The following is a 22,847-nucleotide window of genomic DNA, read 5'->3' as shown; positions in this document are numbered from 1 at the left end:
CAATTAAACTAAATAGTTTACTTATACGTAAAAGAGGCGGCTTATGGTACCTGATAGCACCGCTAAAGGTTCTGCATTCTTTAAGCCTAGCTCTCGTCAACTGATTATGTTGGCAGTAGCTACAAGTTTGGCGATCGCTGGTACAACAGGTTACAAATTTTGGCAATCACAAACGTCTGAAACGACTCCCACAGCAGAGGTGAGCATACCGCAAATTAAAACAGTGACTGCCCTGGGAAGACTAGAACCCAAAGGAACAGTAATTAAACTTTCCGCACCTGCATCGAGTCAAGGTAGCCGGGTAGAACAGCTATTAGTCAAAGAAGGAGATCAGGTAAAAACTGGACAGGCGATCGCCATTTTAGATAACCGCGATCGCTTACAAGCCGCATTACAAGAAGCCGAAGCAGGTGTAAAAATAGCACAAATAAACTTAGCAAAAATCCAGCAAGGTGCAAAAGTAGGCGAAATCCAAGCCCAAAAAGCCGAGATGGGGCGTATTCAAGCACAGACTCTAGGAGATAAAAGGCAGCAAACAGAGACAGTCACCCGATTAGAGGTACAGTGGCAAGGAGATAAAACAGCACAACAAGCCACAATTAACAAGCTAGAAGCAGAACTGAAAAATTCCGAAGTAGAATTTCAACGCTATCAGCAGTTGTACTCGGAAGGAGCAATTTCTCAGTCTTTATTTGACAGTAAACGCTTGAGTGTCGATATCATCACCCAGCAGTTGCGTGAAGCCAGAGCCATTCTCAATCGCATTGATGGCACTGGTCGCCAGCAAATTACCGAAGCTCAGACAGTGTTAGCTCGCATTCAAGCCACTGGCAGCCAGCAAGTTAATGTCGCATCTGCTACCTTAGACAAAATCGGCGAAGTTCGTCCGGTAGATGTCGCCGGAGCAAAAGCAGAAGTTAACCGAGCTGTAGCAGTCGCAAAACAGGCAAAGGCAAACTTAGATCAGGCTTATGTAAAAGCACCCCAAGACGGCGTGATCTTTGACATTCTGACCCGTTCAGGTGAAATAGTCTCTAATGACGGCATTATCGAGATGGGGCAAACCAACCAGATGTATGCAGTTGTAGAAATTTATCAAAGCGACGTGAGCAAAGTCCAACCTCAACAACGGGTGCGAATATCTAGTAATTCTCTACCAGGTGAATTAGTCGGAACAGTAGATTGGGTAGGCTGGAAAGTGCAACGGCAAAATATTATCAATAGTGACCCCACAGAAAACATTGATTCCAGAGTTGTGGAAGCTCATGTAAAACTTGATGCAGCATCCAGCCAAAAAGCCGCCAAATTTACCAATTTACAAGTGAAGGCGGTGATTGAACTATGAACAAATTAATCAAACAACTACAACGGCGAACACCACTGGGATGGCTACAACTCAGCCATCATAAAAGTCGTCTGTTAGTCGCTATAGCAGGTATTGCCTTTGCAGATGTCCTAATGTTTATGCAGCTTGGTTTTCAGAATGCTCTCTACGACAGCAACACCACCATAAATCGGGCTGTGCTGGCAGACATCATCTTAATCAGTCCGCAAAGTCGGAATATGCAAAGTATGTCTACCTTTTCACGACGGCGATTATTGCAGGCTGCCGATGTTCCCGGTGTACAATCAGCTACAGCCATGTATATCGGTTTGATCACTTGGAAGAATCCCCAAACACGCCGCAAAACCTCAGTCCAAGCCATTGGTGTCAGTCATGAACAGCCTGTTTTAGACTTACCAGAATTAAATGCTCAATTAGACAAGATTAAACTACCTGATTCCTTTATTTTTGACCGTGGAGCCAGAGGTGAATACGAAGAGGTATTTCGCCAAATTGACGCAGGTAAAACCGTATCCACAGAAGTAGATAAACGTACCATTACCATCAGTGGCGCATTTAAATTAGGCGCATCCTTTGGCGCTGACGGCACATTGATTTCCAACGATGACAATTTTTTACGACTATTTCCCAGACGACAAGTAGGGAGTATCAGCCTGGGCTTGATAGATATTCAACCAGGCTATGACTCGCAGCAGGTAGCCGCAGCCTTAAAATTGCACCTCCAAAATAATGAAGATGTCAAGGTGCTAACACGGGCGGAATTTATCAAATTTGAGGAAGACTACTGGAAAAGTGAAAGCCCCATTGGTTTTATCTTCAGTTTGGGCGTAGCTATGGGATTTCTTGTCGGTGTGATTATTGTCTATCAAGTTCTTTCTACTGATGTGAATGCCCATTTGAAAGAATACGCCACCTTTAAAGCAATGGGTTATCCCAATTCATACTTGTTAGGCGTGATTTTTGAAGAAGCGATTATTTTAGCTTTTCTGGGTTTTGTTCCCGGATTTGTTGTGCCTTTGGGACTTTATCGCTTGGCTCGCAATGCGACAAATTTACCGATATACATGACTTTATTTAGGGCAGTGCTTGTGTTAATACTAACAATCATTATGTGTACTCTTTCGGGAATTATCGCCACTCAAAAATTACAATCCGCTGACCCGGCCGATATGTTTTAACGGCAGTTCGATGGAACCTAACCCCAACCCCTTCCCTACGAGGTAAGGGACAAAAAATCTCTCACCCTACTCCCATACCCTTCGGGAAGCTACGCTAACGACTACGCTCACGGCAAGCCTACTCCCCACTCCCTTTTCAACTATGGTTATCTCTATTGAAAATCTTGATCATTACTTTGGTAGTGATCAACTTAGTAAGCAGGTTTTATTCAATATCAACCTCACAATTAATGCTGGTGAGATTGTAATTATGACTGGGCCTTCTGGTTCTGGTAAAACTACACTACTAACTTTAGTGGGAGGTTTGCGTTCTGCCCAGTCTGGTAGTTTGCGAGTTTTAGGCAGAGAACTTTGTGGTGCTAGTTCCAAAGATTTAACACAGGCGCGGCGAAGTAACGGTTATATCTTTCAAGCTCATAACTTGCATGGTAGTTTAACAGCACTCCAGAATGTGCGGATGGGTTTGGAAGTGCAACCAAAAATTTCCTCCCAGGAAATGCTCCAGCAATCACAAGCAATGCTAGAAGCGGTGGGTTTGGGACAGCGCCTCAACTATTATCCAGATAATTTATCTGGTGGACAAAAACAACGGGTAGCGATCGCCCGCGCGTTGGTAAGTCAGCCTAAAATTGTCTTAGCCGATGAACCTACTGCGGCACTTGATAAACAATCCGGGCGCGATGTTGTGGAAATTATGCAGAAATTAGCGAAAGAGCAAGGCTGTACAATTTTGCTCGTCACCCATGACAACCGCATTTTAGATATCGCTGACCGGATTATCTACATGGAAGATGGTCATCTTATCAGAGATGGTGTTAGTAATTTCAGTAGTACTGAGTACTAAGGAGAAAGTCAAGAAGATGAAAGTGTTTTCACTTAGCACGTAAGTGCTATCTTTACTCAGTACTCAGTACTTAGCATTCAGCACTAATTTAGCCACCCCAGATTTTATCCAAAACTGTTTTGGGCAAAATGTCTGCCATTTTACCTGTAGGTGATTTGATGGGCAGAAATTTATCACTTTTTGGTAACAACTTCGCTGCATCTGTCGGGCCAAAGAGGGCAATGGTATAAGTTTGTACTGCTACACTAAGATGCATTGGCGCATCGTCGGTAGACAACATTAAACTGGCTCCGCCAATCATGGCAGCTAACTTGCCAATGTTATCAGGTGAAGTCACCTTGATATCTGGAGTCAATCTCAAAAGCGATCGCATAAACTTCTCATTACCAGTTTGGGTGACAACCACGGGTAAATCAGGCTGCTTTTGTTGGCATTCTTGAATAATTTCCTGCCAATTCTCCACGGGGTAGAGTTTATCCACAGCTTGAGCAGATAATTCACTAGAACCGCCATGAATCAAAATGTAGCCTGTTTCTTGTACCCCCAAGCGTTTTTGTTCATTTTGTGACCACTCAATATCTGGTTTTGGTATATTTACTGCTAATTCTGGGCAAGGTGTTTTAACCCCAAATGGTTGTAGCAAGTTGTGGTTTGTTGCCGCTACATACTGATTTGCTGGAAATGGCACAGAATTGGTGAGAAAAACTGCTCCTTTACCCTGATAGCCAACACGGGTGGGTATTCCCGTTAACCAGAGTAAAAGACCCATCAACCAACTTTGGTTAACAGTAATAGCAGCATCATACTCGCGATCGCGCATCGTACCTACCAGATTGCTCCAATCGGCCAGACTGTTACGATCTTTATAATCAAAGGTCAGTACCTCATTAACTGACTTGCTCACCCGGTAGGCAGCCTTTGACCGGGGTTCAACAACGACATCTAACTGGGCGTTAGGGTAATAGCGCTTCAGATCATCTAGAGTCGGGAAGAAGAGGATTTGGTCGCCAATTCCGCCAGGGACAAGGGCTACTACTCGCATAATATTTATTGACGCGTACTCGCTCCTTATTTTAGAAGAATTTGACGTACTCCCCTGATTAAAAATCGAGGGTATTCGCAGGCATATGTTACGAGGCAGGATGAATCCGTGCCTCTCTACCTTTGTTCCTGCTTTTTTGACTCTTAACTAGACTGTTACCAGTCCCCGTCAGACCGTCTCCACAGGCATTTTGATCCACGCTGCGTCCCAGCGCGTTGACCCCTCTATTGCGGATTACTTGCGCGGCGGCTACATCTCGATGTGTGGTGTAACCGCATTCAGGGCAAGAATGTATCCTGTCCTTTAATTCTTTCTTTCCAGTGTGGGTATTACATTGGGGGCAAACTTGAGATGTGTAATCCTTATCAACTTTGGCAAAATACATTCCTCGTTTCCAGCATACCCATTGCAAGATTGAGACAAACTGCCCAAATCCAGCATCAAGCGTATGTTTACAAAACATTCCTTTTGCCCACACACGGAAATCAATATCCTCGACAAAAATCATTCCTGCATCATCACAAAGTTTATGGGCTAATTTAAAGTGCCAATCTTTGCGAGTATCAGTAATGCGTTGATGTAATCTGGCAATTTTGCGATTTAACTTGTGACGATTGCTAGACCCTTTCTGTTTTTTCTTTAGTCTACGTTGTAGCAATTTCAGCTTACGGTGTAGTAACTGAAGAAATCTAGGGCGTTTAATCAATTCACCATCGGAAGTTGCAGCAAATTTATCTAAACCCAAGTCAATTCCTCTGGGATACCCAGAAGCCACAGGACTAGGAACATTAACATTGCATTCCAGTATAAACATCAAGAAATACCCAGAAGCTTTGCTAACAACACGAACTTGTTTAATCACAAAACCATCAGGTATTTCTCGTGACTTCACATACTCCATCCACCCAATTTGAGGTAACTTAATTTGATTACCTCTTAATATTTGACCTTCCCCAAGTTGTGGATAAACATAAGAGCGCATTCTGTATCGATTCTTAAACCGAGGAAAACCCATTCCTTTGCGTTTCATATCGATAAATGCGGTTTCCAGTTTTCTTAACACCTGTTGTAGCACTTGGGCGTTAACAGTTTTTAGCTCTGGATATTGCTTTTTAGCGATTGTTAGAGACTTAGCTTGTGTATTGTAGTTTGGGTAAAGAGCATCTGCTGGAATTATGTATTCAGAGGTTATTGAGCAAGCATTAATCGGTGACTTACGGGAATTGAGCCAATCCTTGCGTTCACGTAAAGCAAAGTTCCACACTTGGCAACATACATCTAGTGTGTGTTCAATTAATTTAATTTGCTCTGCTGTTGGATTAGCCTTGTATTCGTAGGTCAAAGTTAACACTGTTTATCACCTCCTACAAAACTATACAATGTTTTGTAGAAAATAGTATGATTAAGGGAAACACGGGGATAAATCCCCTTGAGTCGGGTTTCATCCCCCTGAAAAGGTAAGTATTTTCACCCTCCCACTCTGCTCTGATAGGTATCAGTCATGAGTTATTAGTGATTGGTCATTAATTACGTCCCTATTCCCGATTTTTACGATTGAGGTTTTCTGTGTATTTATTAATTCCATCTGCGGGAAGTGGCAAAAGGATGGGTAGTAGCCGCAATAAACTACTGCTCCAAGTGCGATCGCAGGCAATTATGGCTTGGACTCTCAAAGCTGCGGCTGCGGCAAGTACAATCCAGTGGATAGGAATTATTTCTCAACCTGCTGATTGGCCGGATTTTAAAGCAATTATCGCTGATTTAAATTTGACAAAGCCAGTGGAATTTATTGTAGGTGGCTCTACACGGCAAGAATCAGTTTACAACGGCTTACAGGCGCTACCAGCAGACGCAGAACACGTGTTAATCCATGATGGTGCTAGATGTTTGGTGACACCCAATTTACTCGATTCATGTGCCGAGGCAATACACAAATGTTCTGGTTTAATTGCTGCTGTGCCTGTGAAAGACACTATCAAAGTTGTTGATGACAAGGGCATCATTCAAAGTACACCCGACCGACAGCAACTATGGGCAGCACAAACTCCCCAAGGATTTAATGTCAAGTTATTGAAACAGTGTCATGCCGAAGGTGTGCGCCAGGGATGGGAAGTAACTGATGATGCTGCTTTATTTGAAAAGTGTGGGGTCGAAGTCCGAATTGTCGCAGGTGAAGAGACTAATTTAAAAGTTACCACTCCTCAAGACTTGGCGATCGCTGAATTTATTCTCAGTCATCGGGAGTAGGGAGTGGGGAGTGGGGAGTAGGGAGTAAGGGAAAATCAAATTTTTTGACTTTTGAGTTAAACAATTGAGAATTTTGTCAATTCTTTTCGCTATTCTCAAAAACCCACTCATAAAAGCCACCTGCCCCTATATTTCTTTAGATATATTTTGAGCAATATAATAGATTAATATTCTTAACTTAATTTTTCAGAAAAATAGCTCCTGCCTAGTGACAAGTTAAAAACCTGCTGAGAACGCTCACCTGCCTGTACTGTAATACTTGCAAAATTATAAGCAGCTTTTGATTGAGCGCGGTAGTATTAGTAATATCTAAGAGTCTTGTAACAATCTTTTACAATTCCTACAAAAAAAGTAACATCCTCAAAGTTAAAGCGGACATTATCTTGTTTGGTCAGTGTTTATATACACCTTCGTGGGAAAATACTGATTTTCTTGCTAAAAATGCGTGTTTTCATAGCATTAGCCCAGATGCTTACAGTTTTGGGCAATTTGCTTGCGGTACAAAATTCCACAAGTCGTGTCTTCGCTATTTGACAAGTATGCTGGTATGAATACTAATAACAAAAGTTCCAGTAGCCTAAAACAAGAAAATAAGGGCTTGGGAATTAATCACCTCAAGCAAGATATCAAGAATGACTTGATTGCCGGCTTGTTGGTAGTGATTCCATTAGCGACTACTATTTGGCTGACAATTACTATTGCCAATTGGGTAATCAACTTTCTCACCAAAATTCCCAAACAACTGAATCCCTTTGATGGACTCCATCCTATACTAGTCAATATATTGAATCTAGCAGTGGGCATGGCTGTGCCACTGTTAAGTATTCTCGTAATTGGATTGATGGCCCGCAATATTGCTGGGCGGTGGTTACTAGATTTTGGTGAGCGAGTTTTACAGGCAATTCCCTTAGCTGGGCAGGTATACAAAACTTTAAAACAGCTTTTGGAAACCTTACTAAAAGATTCCAACGACAAGTTTCGCCGGGTAATTTTAGTAGAGTATCCCAGAAAAGGCATATGGGCGATCGCCTTTGTCACAGGTGCTATGAGTAGTGATATTCAAGCTCAAATGTCCCGTCCCATGCTCAGTGTTTTTATTCCCACTACCCCAAACCCCACAACAGGATGGTATGCCATAGTTCCAGAGGATGAAGTCATAAACTTATCCATGCCCATAGAAGACGCATTTAAAGTACTAGTTTCCGGTGGTATTGTCGCCCCGAATACGCCTCTACCTCCCTTAATTATCTCCAAAGAACATAATCTAGAAATACAGGCCCAAACAAAGCGGCCAATTATTCCCTTTGACGAAACTTAAAATCAATCCGGCAAAGTCATCAGTAAATAGATAGTATGATTGTCTGACTCTGCCAAAATTGTGCGACTACTAACCCTAATAACCTTAATTAGTGCCTAGGCACTTACTTTCATGCAAGAACGAAAACCCCAGCAAATCGCTCGTGAATTGGCGCTGTTAAGTCTTAGCCAGTTACCTCTTAATCCCAAAAAATTAACAGAAGAGCATCTACCAAAATTGGTGCTAGCCACCGTACGTACCCTAAGATCAGAAGTGCAAGACACTTTAGACAACGCCACTGGTGAACTGCAACGCAGTAATGAGCGCTTGTTAACTAGTGAAACTCGGGCCTCAGACCTGAATACTGCGAGAAATCTCCTCAAAGAAGCCATTAACTATACCCAAACAGCAATCAATCAACTCGGTGCAGCTGTTGAGTTCCCAGAATTGATTCAATTAGCCAATCAAGACAAGGAAGTCGGCAGATACGCTATCCAACTTGTCAAACTCATCAATGAAAATCGCATTGTCATCGATGAACAAATTTCTTCCGCCCTTATAGATTGGCAAGTGACGCGCTTGGCTCAAATCGACCGAGATATTTTGCGAATTGCTGTGTCAGAAATGAGATTTTTAGGGCTGCCAGATAGAGTTGCGATCAACGAAGCTGTAGAGCTAGCCAAACGCTACAGTGGAGAAGAAGGTCACCGATTTATTAATGGTGTTCTGCGTCGAGTTACAGAGCAAAAAACAACAGTCTAGTTTTTCACAAGTGCTATGAGTGCTAAGTTGTAAGCTGAAAGTCAGGAGGAGCCATTTTTCTTATGAGGTTCCCCCCTGTCAGACAAAGTGGCGTTAAGAAGTGAGGATAATACGGAGGTTTTCACCCCAGGAAAAAGTGACGAGTTCCGTTAAACTCATAACTTATAACTCATAACTCAGATAACAACTTATATCTCTAGCTGCAATGGTTTTTAATTGGTTCCGTCGTCAATATAACGATTCCTCTAATACCCCCGCTGAACAAAAACAGGCAGAAGCACCTCCAACACCAGAACCCCAACCAGAAACAGCAGAAACGTCTACTCCCACGGATGAAACTGCGCCAGACTCAGCAGCCGATTTGTTGGCGTTTGCTAAATCTGCTTATAAGAATATCCAGCAAAAACAACAACCCCAAGAAGTAGAAACTGTCACTGATACAGCAGAAGAATCAGCAACGGTAGAAACTGAGCCACCGCCAGAAGTAATTGCTAGCGAAACTGAGGACAGCGAAGCAGTACCAACAGAAGTAACTGCTGAGGAGCAATCCGCGGCAGTCAGCGAAGCAGTACCACCAGAAGTGACTACTGAGGAGCAACCTGCGGTAGTCAGCGAAACAGTACCACCAGAGGCAGTTATTACAGATGCAGAACCAGTAGAAATTGCCGCAGAGCCGGAAACTCAGGACACAGAAGCAACAGTAAGTGAAGTAGAATCGCCAGCGACTGAAGTAACACCAGAGGCAGCACCAGCCAATTTATCCTTTTTAGAAAGGGCGGCGGCGGAACGGCAAGCCAAGCAAGAACGGCTCATAGCCAATGCCATTGAAACTCCAGAACCAGAAGTGGTGCAGCCAGCCGCCACTACAGCCCAAACAACTGAAGAAATTGCTGGATTGGCTTTTGATGAAGGTTTTGTTTGGTCAGCAGAAGTTCTGGCAGCCCAAGGTAGACGTCCGGAAGATGTTTCCATTGAGGAAATTACCTGGCTGAAAAAACTGCGCCAAGGGTTAGACAAAACCCGGCGTAACATTCTCAATCAACTCAAGGCAATTGTCGGGCAAGGGCCACTCAATCAAGAGGCTGTGGCAGAAATCGAAGCGGCGCTGCTACAAGCTGATGTGGGTGTAGAAGCAACAGATTACATTATTAGCGCCCTCCAGAAAAAATTACTAGCAGAAGTTACCCCGCCAGAGGAGGCGATCGCCTACCTCAAACAAATCTTGCGGGATATGTTAGATGAGCCATTAAAAAAAGCCCACAACACCAGCTTTACACCAGAAAAAGAAACCTTGAATATTTGGTTAATTACTGGAGTCAATGGTGCAGGGAAAACCACTACCATTGGTAAAATTTCTCACCTTGCCAAACAATCTGGGTATAAGTGTTTAATTGGTGCAGCCGATACATTTCGGGCTGCTGCCGTAGAACAAGTCAAAGTTTGGGGTACGAGAAGCGGTGTAGAAGTAATTTCTAATCCAGGTAAAAATACTGATCCAGCCGCCGTGGTATTTGATGCGATCGCCGCAGCCCAAGCCAGAGAAACTGAATTATTGTTAGTAGATACCGCCGGGCGACTGCAAAATAAGAAAAACTTAATGGACGAACTCAGTAAAATCCGCCGGATTATTGACAAAAAAGCCCCGAATGCCAAAATAGAGTCGCTGTTAGTCTTAGATGCCACTTTAGGTCAAAATGGCCTGCGGCAAGCAGAAGTATTCTCCCAAGCAGCCCAACTCAGTGGCGTAGTCTTAACTAAATTGGATGGTACAGCCAAAGGAGGCGTTGCCCTGGCCGTTGTACAACAGCTAGGTTTACCCATTCGCTTTATTGGTGCTGGCGAAGGCATTGAAGATTTGCGTCCCTTTTCTAGCTACGAGTTTATTGAAGCTTTATTGAGTGGCTAGAAAGAGGCGTGGGGAATGGGGAGTAGGGAGTAGGCTTCGCCGTGAGCGTCAGCCGTGAGCGTAGCTTCCCGAAGGATACGGGAATGGGGAGTAGGGAGTAGGAAGAAAAATTTCTAGCCTCTAATCCCTAGCTTCTAACCTCTAGCCCCAAAATTTTCTTTGATTAAAGGATTTTTTCGTGCTAAAGATGTATGATTTGCTCATTAAGTTATGAAAACATTAAATATTTATTAAGCTATGCAAAAAACTACTGATTTTTACTGAGAACTTTGGGACTAAACACAAATAAAGAAAATTTTTCCTATTTATTTATAAATGTCATAAGTAAATGTAATACTCATACATAACTATGTGTTACGTCTTTTTACTCTTGCTAAAGTGATAAACATTGTCCCAATATGATTTAGCAATGCCAAAACTAAAGCATTTATCAATCATCTCCATCTGTCGATATCAAGTGCAATAATACCTGTGCCTGTGTCTCAACTGCCTTCTCAACCCACTGATAGTAATAGTAGTGCCACGACGGATGTCACACCAGTCGTGGCACTCAAAGAACTCGTGGCACGGCTGCACCGAGAACAGAATAAAATTCAAGATTTGCTCAGTTCTTTAGGATTTGCCCTCAGAAGCTTCAATAATTTAAACCAATTTTTGGAGCTGATACCTTTGATGGCAACCAGGGTAACTGATGCTGATGGTAGTGCTTTATTTCTCTATAAGCCTAACGGTCAAATTAGGTTAGAGCAGTTACACTGGCAAGATAGTCGCCAGCGGAAGAATATTCGTAAAGCCTTAGAAACAGCTAGTAGTCAAATCACCCTGCTATCCAATACAGCCCCCCTCGCCACAGCTACAGGGTTGTTAGATGACCAAATGCACCGCTATTTAGGCCCTGATGTGCAAATTTTTGGCACAGCAATTTTAGTGAAGCATACAGAACAGGGCTGGCTTTATGTATTAAGTCGTGACCCGGAATATAGTTGGACAGAAACTAGACAAAAGTTAGTCAGACTGGTGGCAGACCAAACAGCTGTAGCTATTGAAAATGATAAATTAGCAGTAGAACTGAGGAAAAAAGAACGTCTAGACCAAGAACTAGAAATTGGGGCGGAAATTCAACGGCGACTTTTGCCGCGTCAATGCCCGATTATTCCTGGTGCATCTTTGGCTGCACGCTGTAAACCTGCTAATCGTGTCGGGGGAGATTACTATGACTTTATTCCCACTCATCACAATCCAGTACCGTCCAATAGCACCGCAGGGCAGGAAACTGGGCGTTGGGGTTTGGTAATTGGGGATGTGATGGGTAAGGGTGTCCCCGCTGGACTAATTATGACTATGATGCGGGGAATGCTGCGAGGAGAAGTCTTGCATGGTAATTCACCATGTGGCATTCTGCAAAATTTAAATCGGGTCATGTATGCGGATTTAGAAAATTCTCACCGCTTTGTGACACTGTTTTACTCAGAATATAATCCCCGAAATCGAGTTTTGTCTTATAGTAATGCGGCACATAATCCTCCATTGTGGTGGCACGCAGCTACGAAGACTATCACCCGCTTGGATACTTTGGGAATGTTGATTGGTTTAGATGCCAACAGCCAATACGAAGATGCCCAAGCACAGTTAGAACCTGGGGACACAGTAATTTATTATACAGATGGGTTGACTGATGCGGCTGCTGCCAGTGGCGATCGCTTTGATGAAGAAAACTTTGTTGCTGCTTTTCATGCCGCTTGCAGGTATTGCAGTGGACCACAAGAGATTGTGGATTACCTGTTTGATCAAGTTTTGCAATTCATCGGTACTGAGAAGCAAAATACCGATGATATGACATTAGTTGTACTGAAAATTCAATAATGGGCGGGATTAAATTCGCTTGTAGCGAGGAAGTTAAGCCTGTTTTGAGGACTAAAGTCCTCACTACAAACATTTAAACAGTTGTCATTTCTGGTTCTGCTTGAGATAAAGTCCCAAAAAAGTCGTAACGATCTAGTGCTTCTAAAATTCCCCAGGCGTAATGTCCTTCGGCAAAGTAAATTTGTGGATAGCCTCGCAATTTTTCAATTTCTTGGCTGTAGTTGCCCACAACCACAGCTAGGGTATTCCCAGCTAGCATTGATTCGTCGTTACCTGAGGCACCTGCTACTAAAAATCGTTTGATTGGTAATCCCCATTTCAAGGCGCAATAACGAATAGCATCTCCTTTGGAAGCCCGAATAGGTAATAAATCAAGATACATATTATGGCTGTAGATACCTTTGACGTGAAGCCTACGCCGTCGCAAATGACGCATGATTTCTTTGAAGCTGACGGCTTTTGTTTCATCAATAAAGTAGCTAAGTTTGAACTTACCTTGGGATTGCGGGGGTTGCAGCATTACTCCCGGTAGTTCTTCCATCGCTTGACGAACAGCATCAGCGTTCCAATGGTAGCTAATATGTCTTTGCCAGTTCGCATCTGGAACTACCTGAGGGCCATAATAGATTTCGCTACCTGCTGAAACAATTAGCAAATCTGGTCTGGGGAACTGCCATTCTTCTAACATCTCTAAGGAAGTTTGCAGATTTCGCCCGGTAGCAATTCCTACCCCGGTTGAGTTACCATCGTTATGCAGTCGCTCAATGAGTTTGTGCAAAGCTTCTTGGTCACCTAACAGAGTGTTATCGATTTCGCACACGAGAAAACGATCTGCGGTTGGTAAGCGGTTTTGTTCAGGGATATTCCAATCAGGTAAATCGGTTGCTAAGGCTTTTGGCAGGGGACTGAGTACAGACTTAACTCTTCGTTGCGGTAATTGCTGCACTTGTTCTAGATATCGTTCTACGTGACTCACCCAAGAGAAATTTTCTCGGACTCTATCCAATCCATTGGTAGACCAACGTTCCCATTGTTCAGTATCAGTGAGGGCTGTTCGTAGTGCATCCTGAATCTCTTGAATATTCAGTGGATCAATTAACATCCCATTCTCACAAGCCTCCAGGATATCTCGCGGCCCACCATCTGATGTGGCAATAATTGGCACGCCGCAGGCTGTGGCTTCAATTAAGGTGAGTCCAAATGGCTCAGTTAATGCCGGGTTGATAAATACTCCCCGTGTTTTGGCCAACAATCGATATAAGTCGGGAACTTCATCGGATTTGTGGTGTTTGGGATAGGCAACGTACCCGTAGAGGTCGTAACGGTCTATTAATTGAAAGATTTCTGTAAGTACCTGACGAGGGCCTGATTCCATCGTGGTGATGTCATCTCGGTTACCTAAGACTAGGACTAAGTTGGCTAAATGACGCAATTCTGGATCTTCGCCGTAGGCTTTGACCAGGGTACTGACATTTTTCCGCACCGCTGGGCGGGAAAGCGCCATAATGATGGGCTTTTGAGGATTATTGAGGAATCTTTTTAAATCTTCATAAATGGGCGGCTCCTGCCAATCTTGGGGAACTGGGTAGAAGTTTTTCAGTGCTACCCCAGGAGCAATTACAACCATTCTATTGGGCTGATAGTGGTCGTAAATACCGTACTGCTGTGTTACCTCTTGATGGGTACTGGCGATGACTAATGCTGCACTTGCCAAAGTGTTTTCTTCGGCTTCAATGCGTGTACTAATGTGATAAGTGCTTTCAATGGTTTCCCTTTTGGTTCCATGCTCTAAAAGCCGTTGTTGTTTCACACGTCCCAGGGAGTGACCAGTATGTACAAGTGGTACACCTAACCAACCAGCAATCCGACAACCCACATATCCAGCATCGGCGTAGTGGCTATGGATGACGTGGGGTAATTTTCCTACTTGGCGCAGATGTTTGAGTAATTCATCAGCAAAGTTATCTAAATGTGGCCAGAGAACTTCTTTGCGGAGATAGCGACGCGGCCCGCAGTTAACACGAATGATTTGGGCTTTGTCACATAGAACTTCTACGGGTTGGGCATAGTCCGAACTCACTTTGGGATCATTGACCAAACGAGTTACCAGGTCTACACGTTCTACTTGTGGGTTGGCGGCTAAAGCTTGAGCGAGTTCTAGGACATACTTAATTTGTCCACCCGTGTCAGCATCTCTTCCTAATTCTAAATTCTTACCACGAATTAATCCGTGAACACTGACTAGTAGAATATACAACCCTGGGCTATTTGACATTTTGCATTCCTCTAATCTTATTGCATAACAGCCCCGGCACAGCTTCTCATACACATGGCTGTTGACCGCTACAGATTTTTAATAAAACAATTATGCTGATTGTCTAAAGATTATAAAACAAATGTGTCAATTTTTGACAAATGGTTAATTAAAAATATAAAATCTATGCCCCAAGACCAATATTAAGGTGAATAAATATACAGTTCAAATAATCACCAAGAGGAATAGGGGAAGGGAGCAGGGAGCAGGGGGGGCAAGCCCTTCTCCTTTGCGTGGAGCAAAGCGGAATATGGGTAAGAAGCCCCGCCCTTCCAGGGCGCTTGACTAGGGCGGAATACAAGGGACTTCCCAGTCTTTCCCCTTTGCTCTCGTCCACTGAGCGACTTGTACCGAGCATCTCGACTTCGCTCGATGGAACGGAAGTCGAGGTAAGCCGAAGTTTTTGTGATTTGTGCTAATGTTCTATTTTATTAGATTAAAACTGTTTAAATATTTGATTTTTATCAATGAAAAATTCTGATAAACAATGGGAAAAGTATGGTTCTAAAGACCCCTATTTTGGAGTTTTGAGTTCAAATAAATACCGAATCAACAACCTTGACAATGATGCTTATTTAGATTTTTTTAAATCAGGCGATGAAGACTTAAAAATTATTATTAGCAATATTAAAAAATACTTAGATGCCAGCTTTGAACCAAGGCAATCATTGGACTTTGGTTGCGGAGTTGGACGAATATTAATACCTTTAGCTAAAAATTCCCTTCATGTTGTAGGTTTAGATATTTCTGAATCTATGCTAGCCGAGGCACAAAGAAACTGTGAACTTAATCATCTGCAAAATATTGAATTAATCAAATCAGATGATGATTTTTCCGGCATAGCAGAAAAAAAGTTTAATTTTATGCATTCGTTTATTGTGTTTCAACATATTTCACCTAAAAGAGGTGAAAAAATTTTACAAAATATGCTTGACCATTTGGAAAGTCATGGTGTTGGTGTTGTACACTTTACATATTATAGAGAAGCTTCCCCACTAGAAAAAGTTAAAGAATGGGTAAATAAATATATTCCCTTTGTGCATAATTTGGGAAACTTATTCAAGGGGAAAGCGTTTGATTATCCATTAATGCAGATGAATCAATATGACTTAAATCGCTTATTTTTGATATTACAAAAACGCAACATTCACAAGATATACATTGAGATGTCAAATCACGGTGGCTACATGGGCGTTATCTTGTATTTTCAAATGATTTAACCGTGCTGCTCACACAGTATACTAGAGTCTTAACCTTTGCTATAACAGTCAACAGACTGTGATGTACAGTAATTTTTAGTCCATTGTCCAAAAAATCACCAAAAAACCTATACTATCGGTTTTTTGTCGGCACTGATTCTGATATTAATAAACTAAACAACTGGCAATGCTTTTCAGTCCTCCCGAAGCGGCGGGGTATGGGTGAAAGTACGCAAATTTTGATTTAAGATAAACATTATGGCGCTCATAGTTCAAAAATACGGTGGTACATCTGTCGGTTCAGTAGAACGTATTCAGGCTGTTGCACAGCGTGTTTACAAGACTGTAAAAGCAGGAAACTCTTTGGTAGTGGTGGTGTCTGCAATGGGTAAAACCACAGATGGACTGGTGAAAATAGCCAAGGAAATTTCTGCAAGTCCCAACCGCCGGGAAATGGATATGCTGCTTTCCACTGGTGAACAAGTAACCATTGCTTTAGTCAGTATGGCATTGCAGGAAATTGGACAGCCAGCAATTTCCATGACTGGCGCGCAAGTAGGAATTGTGACTGAAGCTGAACACACTCGCGCCAGGATTTTACATATTGAAACCGATCGCCTGACTCGTCATATTAATCAAGGAAAAGTAGTTGTAGTAGCCGGCTTTCAAGGTATATCTAGCATTCGAGATATGGAAATTACCACCTTGGGGCGTGGTGGTTCCGACACATCAGCAGTGGCTTTGGCTGCGGCAATCCAGGCTGATTTTTGTGAAATTTATACGGATGTACCAGGTATTTTAACTACAGATCCCCGCCTTGTAGCCGAAGCCCAGTTAATGGATGCAATCACCTGTAACGAGATGCTGGAACTGGCAAGTTTAGGGGCAAAAGTGCTACATCCCCGCGCCGTGGAAATTGCCCGCAACTATGGCGTTCCCCTAGTGGTGAGATCTAGCTGGACAGATGATCCCGGTACTTGGGTGACATCGCCTAAACCCCAAGGGCGATCGCTCATTAATTTAGAAATTGCCCGTCCTGTAGATGATGTAGAATTTGACACAGACCAAGCTAAAGTTGCTTTGTTGCGCGTACCCGATAAACCAGGGGTAGCAGCCAGATTATTTGGGGAAATATCCCGACAAAAAGTAGACGTAGATTTGATTATTCAATCAATACATGAAGGTAATAGTAACGACATTGCTTTTACCGTTACTACACCCATATTAAAACGCGCCGAAGCAGTAGCATCTGCCATCGCCCCAGCCTTGAGGAGTCAGTCTCACCCCAACACTGACGAAGCAGAAGTGATGATAGAACAACATATTGCCAAAGTCAGCATTGTGGGCGCAGGGATGATTGGCCGCCCTGGAGTTGCAGCCAAGATGTTTGCCACCTTAGCGGAAGCCAAGGTGAACATTCAGATGATTTCCACAAGTGAAGTCAAAGTTAGTTGCGTAGTAGATGCCGCAGAAGGCGATCGCGCCGTGGCTGCATTACGTCAAGCCTTTGAGATTCCCGAAAACCAGAGAATAGGGGGACAAGGGGATAAGGGGACAAGGGGAGAAAAAGAACAAAACCTCTTATCTTCCTCAACTCCCAACTCCCAACTCACCACTCCCCCTCCTGTTCGCGGTGTGGCTTTAGATATGAACCAAGCGCGTCTGGCCATTCGCCAAGTACCAGACAGGCCAGGCATGGCAGCGAGGTTGTTTGGACTGTTGGCACAACACAATGTCAGCGTAGATATGATTATTCAATCTCAACGTTGTCGCATAGTTGATGGTATTCCTAGACGAGATATTGCCTTCACCGTCTCGCGGATAGATGGGGAAAATACCCAAAAAATGCTCACCCAAGTAGCAGCTGAATTAGGATGGGGTGAAGTGGTGTTAGATAATGCCATCGCCAAGGTTAGTATCGTTGGTGCCGGCATGGTTGGACAACCAGGTGTTGCCGCTAAAATGTTTGAAGCTTTAGCCCACAACCAAATCAATATCCAAATGATTGCTACCTCAGAAATTAAAATTAGCTGTGTCGTAGCCCAAGAACAAGGTGTTAAAGCTTTACAAGCAATTCACAGCGCTTTTGAATTAGCTGGTAGCGAAAAATTTGTAGTCCCAGCGTAAGAGGACAAGGGGGCAAGGGGACAAGGAGACAAGGGAGAATAGAAAAGAAACTTTTCCCTATCTTCCCTATCCCCCCATTCCGCAGTGATTCAGACTACAATTTTCTTAAATTACATAACCGAAATTTTATAAGTAGGATCACTGAGGAAGTTATGAATGGTCAAATTTTGGATGCACGTTATCGGATTCTGAAAGTCCTGAATGTGGAGGAGGTAGTACAAACTTATTTAGTTGAAGATGCTATCATTCCTGGTAGCCAGTTGGTCGTTAAACAGTTACATCCTGGTAGTGAAAATCTGCAAAATTTGGCAAATCTGCAACGCCTATTTGTACAAGAAGCGGAAACTTTGCAGCAACTGGGACAGGAACATGGACAAATCCAAAAGTTAGTTGCTTATTTTGAAGAAAATTCAGAATTTTATCTAGTTCAAGAATTTATTAATGGTAATAATTTAGCTGAAGAAAGTTTACGAGGAAAGCCTCTGACAGAAGAACAGGTAATTAGTTTTTTATTAGAAGTATTAGAAGTTTTAGAGTTTGTTCATAGCCGTGAGGTAATTCACGGAGACATCAAACCAGCAAATATTATTCGGCGAGAGTCGGATCAAAAATTAGTGTTGGTTGACTTTAGTGCTGTTCAGGAAGTTGTGACTACTATTGTGGGCAATATAGAATATGTCCCGGTAGAACAATTACGTGGAGAACCTCAATATAATAGCGATATCTATGCTTTAGGGATAGTTGCGATCGCCGCACTCATCGGGTTACCTGCAAACGAAATTTCTAGATTACAAAATCAAAAAAGTCTGCTGACAGGTGAAATTATTTGGTGGAATAAAAATATACAAGTTAGTAAAGAATTAGCCAAAATTATCGATAAAATGGTGCGTTTTAATTACCGGAAGCGCTACCAGTCTGTAACTGAAGTTTTAAAAGATATACAGCAGTTAAAAAGTGGTAAGGTAGTCAGACAAAAACCAAGTCAGACAAAAATCTGGCTAATTATGGCAGGGATAGCTAGTTGTATGACAATTGCGATGGCGGCTTGGTTTTTTCAGCCATCTGAACCTGTAATAACTGAAGTTAATGTGGAACAGTTATATGAGGATGGAGTGAGAAATTATCAAGCCGGAAATTATCAAGCAGCAGTTGCAGATTTCACCCTGGCGATTGAACTCGATCCTCAAAATGCCCTGGTTTACAATAAACGCGGTAATGCCTTTTATAAATTGGGAGATTATCAGCAAGCAGAAGCTGATTCTAGCAAGGCGATTACACTGAACCCGCAAAATGCTAGTGCTTATTATGATAGAGGATTTTCTTTGTATGCATTGGGCAAATATAAAGAAGCGATCGCCGACTACAGCAAAGCAATTGAGTTAAATTCTAAAAATACCTACGCCTACTATGGAAGAGGTTTAGCCCGTGTCCAGATGAAGGATAATAAAGGGGCAAATGAAGACTTTAGTACAGCTATAAGACTGCAACCTAATTATACCGACGCTTATTTACAACGGGGTATCCTGCGCCGTCGCCTGAAACTTCAAAAAACAGCGATGCAAGATTTTGAGAAAATAATTAGTATTGATGACAAGGATGCTAGACCTCATTATCAAATAGGTTTAATCCACGCTAGTAATAATCAAAAATACGCAGCTATTAGGGAATATACACAAGCGATTAATCGTAATCCCAATTATGCAGCGGCATATCTAAATCGCGGTGATTTATATAGTGAAATGGGGTATAGATTAGAAGCTAATGAAGATTATAATACAGCTTTACAGTTAAATCCTCAATGGGCAGCAGCTTATAATCATAGAGGTATACACCGCTTTTCGTTTGGAAATTATCAAGAGGCTATTGAAGATCATACCAAAGCCATTGAACTTAATTCTCAAGATGCAGCGGCTTACAACAACCGTGGTAATGTAAATCTGCAATTGGGAAAATATAAAGCTGCTAATGAAGATTACTCCCAGGCGATCGCTATTAATTCCCAATATGGTTTAGCTTATTATAACCGCGGTGTAACTCGCACAAAACAAGGTAATAAATCAGGTGCGATCGCAGATTTTCGCCAAGCACTGAGACTCTTTCGACAAAGAGGGGATAGAGAGAGTATTAAAGATGCACAACGGGAACTTGATATTCTAGAAGGTAGACCATATCCTCCTGTACCCGCACCCAGCCCAACACCAACACCAACACCTAGTTCTACAAATCGAAGGAGATAGAAATTCAACTATAATTTACAAATTGCTTTGAGGGTTTGCAGTAACTCAATTGCAGAAGTAGCGCGAGTTATATCTAGTTTAGGTAATGCTGTAATAGCATCATTAACCTGTTTTGTGACTTTTAAAGTTAGCTGAACATTTTTTAGCCTAGGTAATTCCATTTTTCAGTACAAGTCAGCAAAAATAATCAAAATTTTCGTTTTTACAAGTTAATGAAGATTAGTGAGTTTAGCCACTTTAAAGGGCATACTAAATTGAATCTTCCTTGTCAGACGAAGGTTAATTTTGACAAATGGACTGGAAAACAATACTTAAAGCACAACAGGCAGATTTTATAGCCAGACTAGAATCTAGTGATTTACTACTTTGTGAAAACGAAGGAAAGCATAGTGAGTTGACTGTCATCTCTGGTGAGAGATTAAAGCAATTACGAGATTTTTGCTGGAAGATGGCTGACAAATATAAACGAACTTCTTCAAATCCTATTCGTAATGTTTTTATCAACAATATGAAGGGAAAACTGGGTGAGGAAGTTTTAAAAACTCGTTTAGGTGACTTTGTAACTGAGGTTGACTACGAAAAACGTATTGGTGGAGATGGAAAAGTTGATTTCACCTTAACTTCTGATTCATCTGTTGGTATTCAGGTTAAAGCTCGACATGGCAAGTTTGAGCAACTTCAATGGTCAATTAGTCGAGAAGAAATTGAAAAAAATTCCGTTTTAGTTTGTATTTTAATTCAAGAGGAAGTGAACGAAGCACAGCCTGAATATCATCTCATATTAGCGGGATTTTTACCAACTAATATGATTATTGTGACTAGTGATAAAGCTTCAATAGGAATAAATGAACTGCTATATGCTGGCGGTTTACGTACCTATTTAGATGATTTGATATCTTCCGAAGTTGATGATGCTCAATATTACTACCACAGGGGACTTGCTAACTTTAATTTAGGAAATAACCAGAATGCAATTGAAAATTATACTCAAGCTATCAATATTGACCCTAATTTTGCTATTGCTTACTACGAACGCGGGTTAGCTCGCTATTATTTGGATGATCACCAGGGCGCAATTGATGATTATACCCAAGCCATTAATATTGACCCTAATTTTGCTATTGCTTACTATGAACGCGGGTTAGCTCGATATTATTTGGATGATCACCAGGGTGAAATTGACGACTATACCCAAGCTATTAATATTGACCCTAATTTTGCTGTTGCTTACTATAGTCGGGGGTTAACTCGCTATTACTGGTATGATCACCAAAGTGCCATTGAAGATTATACCCAAGCTATCAATATTGACCCTAATTTTGCTGTTGCTTATTACGAAAGGGGGAATGCTCGTGATGACCTGGATGATAAGGCGGGTGCAATTGAAGATTATACCCAAGCTATTAATATTGATCCTAATTTTGCTGTTGCTTATTACGAAAGGGGAAATGCTCTTTCTCATTTAGGGGATATCCGCGGTGCAATTAATGATTATACACAAGCTATCAATATCAATCCCAAAAATGCTGTTGCTTATTACGAAAGGGGGTTAGCTCTTTCTCGTTTAGGGGATATCCGCGGTGCAATTAATGATTATACACAAGCTATCAATATCAATCCCAAAAATGCTGTTGCTTATTACGAAAGGGGGTTAGCTCTTTCTCATGTAGGAGATATCCACGATGCAATTAGTGACTATACCAAATTGATCAATATTGAACCTGATTATGCTCTTGCTTACTACAATCGGGGGATTGTTCAGTCTATGTTAGGATTTAAACAACAAGCAATTCAAGATTTTGAAACTGCTGCAAATTTATATAAAAAAGAAGGGAACGCAGAATATTATAAATATGCTATGGAGCAAATCAAGCAAATTTTATGATACACATCCTTTTTGATTAATAATCTTTATTCTAAATCCGGTTCCACGCCAAGCGATCGCAACTGTTCTATCAATCGTTCTTTTTGCCGCCTTTCTTGTTCAGTACGTTGTCTTTCTTGTTCAGTACGTTGTCTTTCTTGTTCAGTAGGAGTCAAAACCCAATTACCTGTAGCATCATACCAACGTAACCAAGGCTGCTGAATATTGTGATAACTTCCTTGCCAAACTCCTAAACCTAACTCGATTTCGGGAATCCAAAAACGAGAATCTGATAAACTTACTTCTGCATAACGACCACCATCTAATTTAAATATTCTAAATTCGTATTTATAACGATCAAAAATTGCATAATAAGGAATCCTTAAAATCTGTTCATAGACTTCCCATTTTGTTGGGGGTTTTGCCGCATCTCGCAAAGTCTGCCCTAAATCTTCTCTTTCAGTCCCAGGTGAAAGCAATTCCACGATAATAAACGGACTAATTCCCTCTTGCCAAACCACATAACTCAGCCGTAAATCCCCATTTTTGTACAGAGGCGAGACATCCACAGCTTAGTGGTGCAGAAAACTTTTTGGAGTCTCAAGTTGAAAAAACAGTAACA

General features: G+C 42.0%; 16 protein-coding genes and 1 pseudogene. 12 read left to right on the top strand and 5 right to left on the bottom strand.

Going from position 1 to position 22,847, the window contains the following annotated elements; genetic code table 11:
* The first annotated feature begins 43 nt into the window (after positions 1-43).
* From ACM0OS_RS13515 to ACM0OS_RS13505, 3 genes are all read left to right on the top strand, one after another.
* Positions 44-1,345 carry a biotin/lipoyl-binding protein gene (locus tag ACM0OS_RS13515; RefSeq protein WP_414543705.1) on the top strand — a complete coding sequence of 434 codons (1,302 nt, stop codon included), beginning with the start codon at positions 44-46 and terminating at the stop codon, positions 1,343-1,345.
* The gene (gene devC, locus ACM0OS_RS13510; protein ID WP_414543704.1) at positions 1,342-2,523 is read left to right on the top strand and encodes an ABC transporter permease DevC; all 1,182 of its coding nucleotides are present in this window, start codon (positions 1,342-1,344) and stop codon (positions 2,521-2,523) included. The genes ACM0OS_RS13515 and devC overlap by 4 nt, the downstream gene beginning before the upstream one ends.
* A 142-nt stretch (positions 2,524-2,665) precedes the next feature.
* The gene (locus ACM0OS_RS13505) at positions 2,666-3,367 is read left to right on the top strand and encodes a DevA family ABC transporter ATP-binding protein (protein WP_414543703.1); all 702 of its coding nucleotides are present in this window, start codon (positions 2,666-2,668) and stop codon (positions 3,365-3,367) included.
* An 88-nt stretch (positions 3,368-3,455) separates the two neighbouring features.
* Here the strand turns inward: ACM0OS_RS13505 and ACM0OS_RS13500 are convergent, their stop codons facing one another.
* On the bottom strand, positions 3,456-4,409 hold the full coding sequence (locus ACM0OS_RS13500) for a glycosyltransferase family 9 protein (protein WP_414543702.1): 954 nt from the start codon (positions 4,407-4,409) through the stop codon (positions 3,456-3,458).
* A gap of 88 nt (positions 4,410-4,497) precedes the next feature.
* Complete coding sequence (locus ACM0OS_RS13495) at positions 4,498-5,760, bottom strand: RNA-guided endonuclease InsQ/TnpB family protein (RefSeq protein ID WP_414543701.1); 1,263 nt, start codon at positions 5,758-5,760, stop codon at positions 4,498-4,500.
* 215 nt (positions 5,761-5,975) lie between these two features.
* On the opposite strand from ACM0OS_RS13495, the gene ispD reads away from it, so the two are divergent.
* The 5 genes from ispD (at position 5,976) to ACM0OS_RS13470 (ending at position 12,484) form a co-directional block, all read left to right on the top strand.
* Positions 5,976-6,656, top strand: a complete 681-nt coding sequence (gene ispD, locus ACM0OS_RS13490; RefSeq protein WP_414543700.1) for a 2-C-methyl-D-erythritol 4-phosphate cytidylyltransferase — start codon at positions 5,976-5,978, stop codon at positions 6,654-6,656.
* Between the two features lie 547 nt (positions 6,657-7,203).
* Positions 7,204-7,974, top strand: coding sequence for a DUF502 domain-containing protein (locus ACM0OS_RS13485; RefSeq protein ID WP_414543699.1), 771 nt, complete (start codon positions 7,204-7,206; stop codon positions 7,972-7,974).
* 111 nt (positions 7,975-8,085) lie between these two features.
* A complete protein-coding gene (gene nusB, locus ACM0OS_RS13480) occupies positions 8,086-8,715 on the top strand; it encodes a transcription antitermination factor NusB (RefSeq protein WP_414543698.1) in 630 nt (209 codons plus the stop codon).
* Between the two features lie 205 nt (positions 8,716-8,920).
* Complete coding sequence (gene ftsY / locus ACM0OS_RS13475; protein WP_414543697.1) at positions 8,921-10,621, top strand: signal recognition particle-docking protein FtsY; 1,701 nt, start codon at positions 8,921-8,923, stop codon at positions 10,619-10,621.
* 471 nt (positions 10,622-11,092) lie between these two features.
* Entirely contained in the window at positions 11,093-12,484 is a 1,392-nt protein-coding gene (locus tag ACM0OS_RS13470; RefSeq protein ID WP_414543696.1) for a PP2C family protein-serine/threonine phosphatase, read from the top strand.
* Positions 12,485-12,557: 73 nt separating this feature from the next.
* On the opposite strand, the gene ACM0OS_RS13465 is transcribed toward ACM0OS_RS13470, so the two are convergent.
* Positions 12,558-14,759 (bottom strand): HAD-IIB family hydrolase, encoded by a 2,202-nt coding sequence (locus ACM0OS_RS13465; RefSeq protein ID WP_414543695.1) that lies wholly within the window; start codon positions 14,757-14,759, stop codon positions 12,558-12,560.
* A gap of 506 nt (positions 14,760-15,265) precedes the next feature.
* On the opposite strand from ACM0OS_RS13465, the gene ACM0OS_RS13460 reads away from it, so the two are divergent.
* The 3 genes from ACM0OS_RS13460 to ACM0OS_RS13450 all read left to right on the top strand — a co-directional run bounded on the left by ACM0OS_RS13460 (position 15,266) and on the right by ACM0OS_RS13450 (position 20,361).
* Positions 15,266-16,018: a class I SAM-dependent methyltransferase gene (locus ACM0OS_RS13460; protein ID WP_414543694.1), complete on the top strand. Its 753-nt coding sequence runs from the start codon at positions 15,266-15,268 to the stop codon at positions 16,016-16,018.
* Between the two features lie 237 nt (positions 16,019-16,255).
* Positions 16,256-18,124 (top strand): aspartate kinase, encoded by a 1,869-nt coding sequence (locus tag ACM0OS_RS13455; protein ID WP_414543693.1) that lies wholly within the window; start codon positions 16,256-16,258, stop codon positions 18,122-18,124.
* 152 nt (positions 18,125-18,276) lie between these two features.
* A complete protein-coding gene (locus ACM0OS_RS13450; protein ID WP_414543692.1) occupies positions 18,277-20,361 on the top strand; it encodes a tetratricopeptide repeat protein in 2,085 nt (694 codons plus the stop codon).
* An 8-nt stretch (positions 20,362-20,369) separates the two neighbouring features.
* On the opposite strand, the gene ACM0OS_RS13445 is transcribed toward ACM0OS_RS13450, so the two are convergent.
* The gene (locus ACM0OS_RS13445; RefSeq protein ID WP_414543691.1) at positions 20,370-20,522 is read right to left on the bottom strand and encodes a hypothetical protein; all 153 of its coding nucleotides are present in this window, start codon (positions 20,520-20,522) and stop codon (positions 20,370-20,372) included.
* 131 nt (positions 20,523-20,653) lie between these two features.
* On the opposite strand from ACM0OS_RS13445, the gene ACM0OS_RS13440 reads away from it, so the two are divergent.
* Positions 20,654-22,246 carry a tetratricopeptide repeat protein gene (locus ACM0OS_RS13440; RefSeq protein ID WP_414543690.1) on the top strand — a complete coding sequence of 531 codons (1,593 nt, stop codon included), beginning with the start codon at positions 20,654-20,656 and terminating at the stop codon, positions 22,244-22,246.
* Positions 22,247-22,272: 26 nt separating this feature from the next.
* Here the strand turns inward: ACM0OS_RS13440 and ACM0OS_RS13435 are convergent.
* A pseudogene (locus tag ACM0OS_RS13435) lies at positions 22,273-22,794 on the bottom strand (Uma2 family endonuclease); the annotation flags it as partial.
* Positions 22,795-22,847: the final 53 nt, after the last annotated feature.

It is taken from the genome of Nostoc sp. CCY0012 (assembly GCF_963920855.1).
GTDB lineage: Bacteria > Cyanobacteriota > Cyanobacteriia > Cyanobacteriales > Nostocaceae > Cyanocohniella.
Note: the sequence above shows the minus strand (reverse complement) of the source record. Positions and strands in the feature narration are given on the sequence as shown.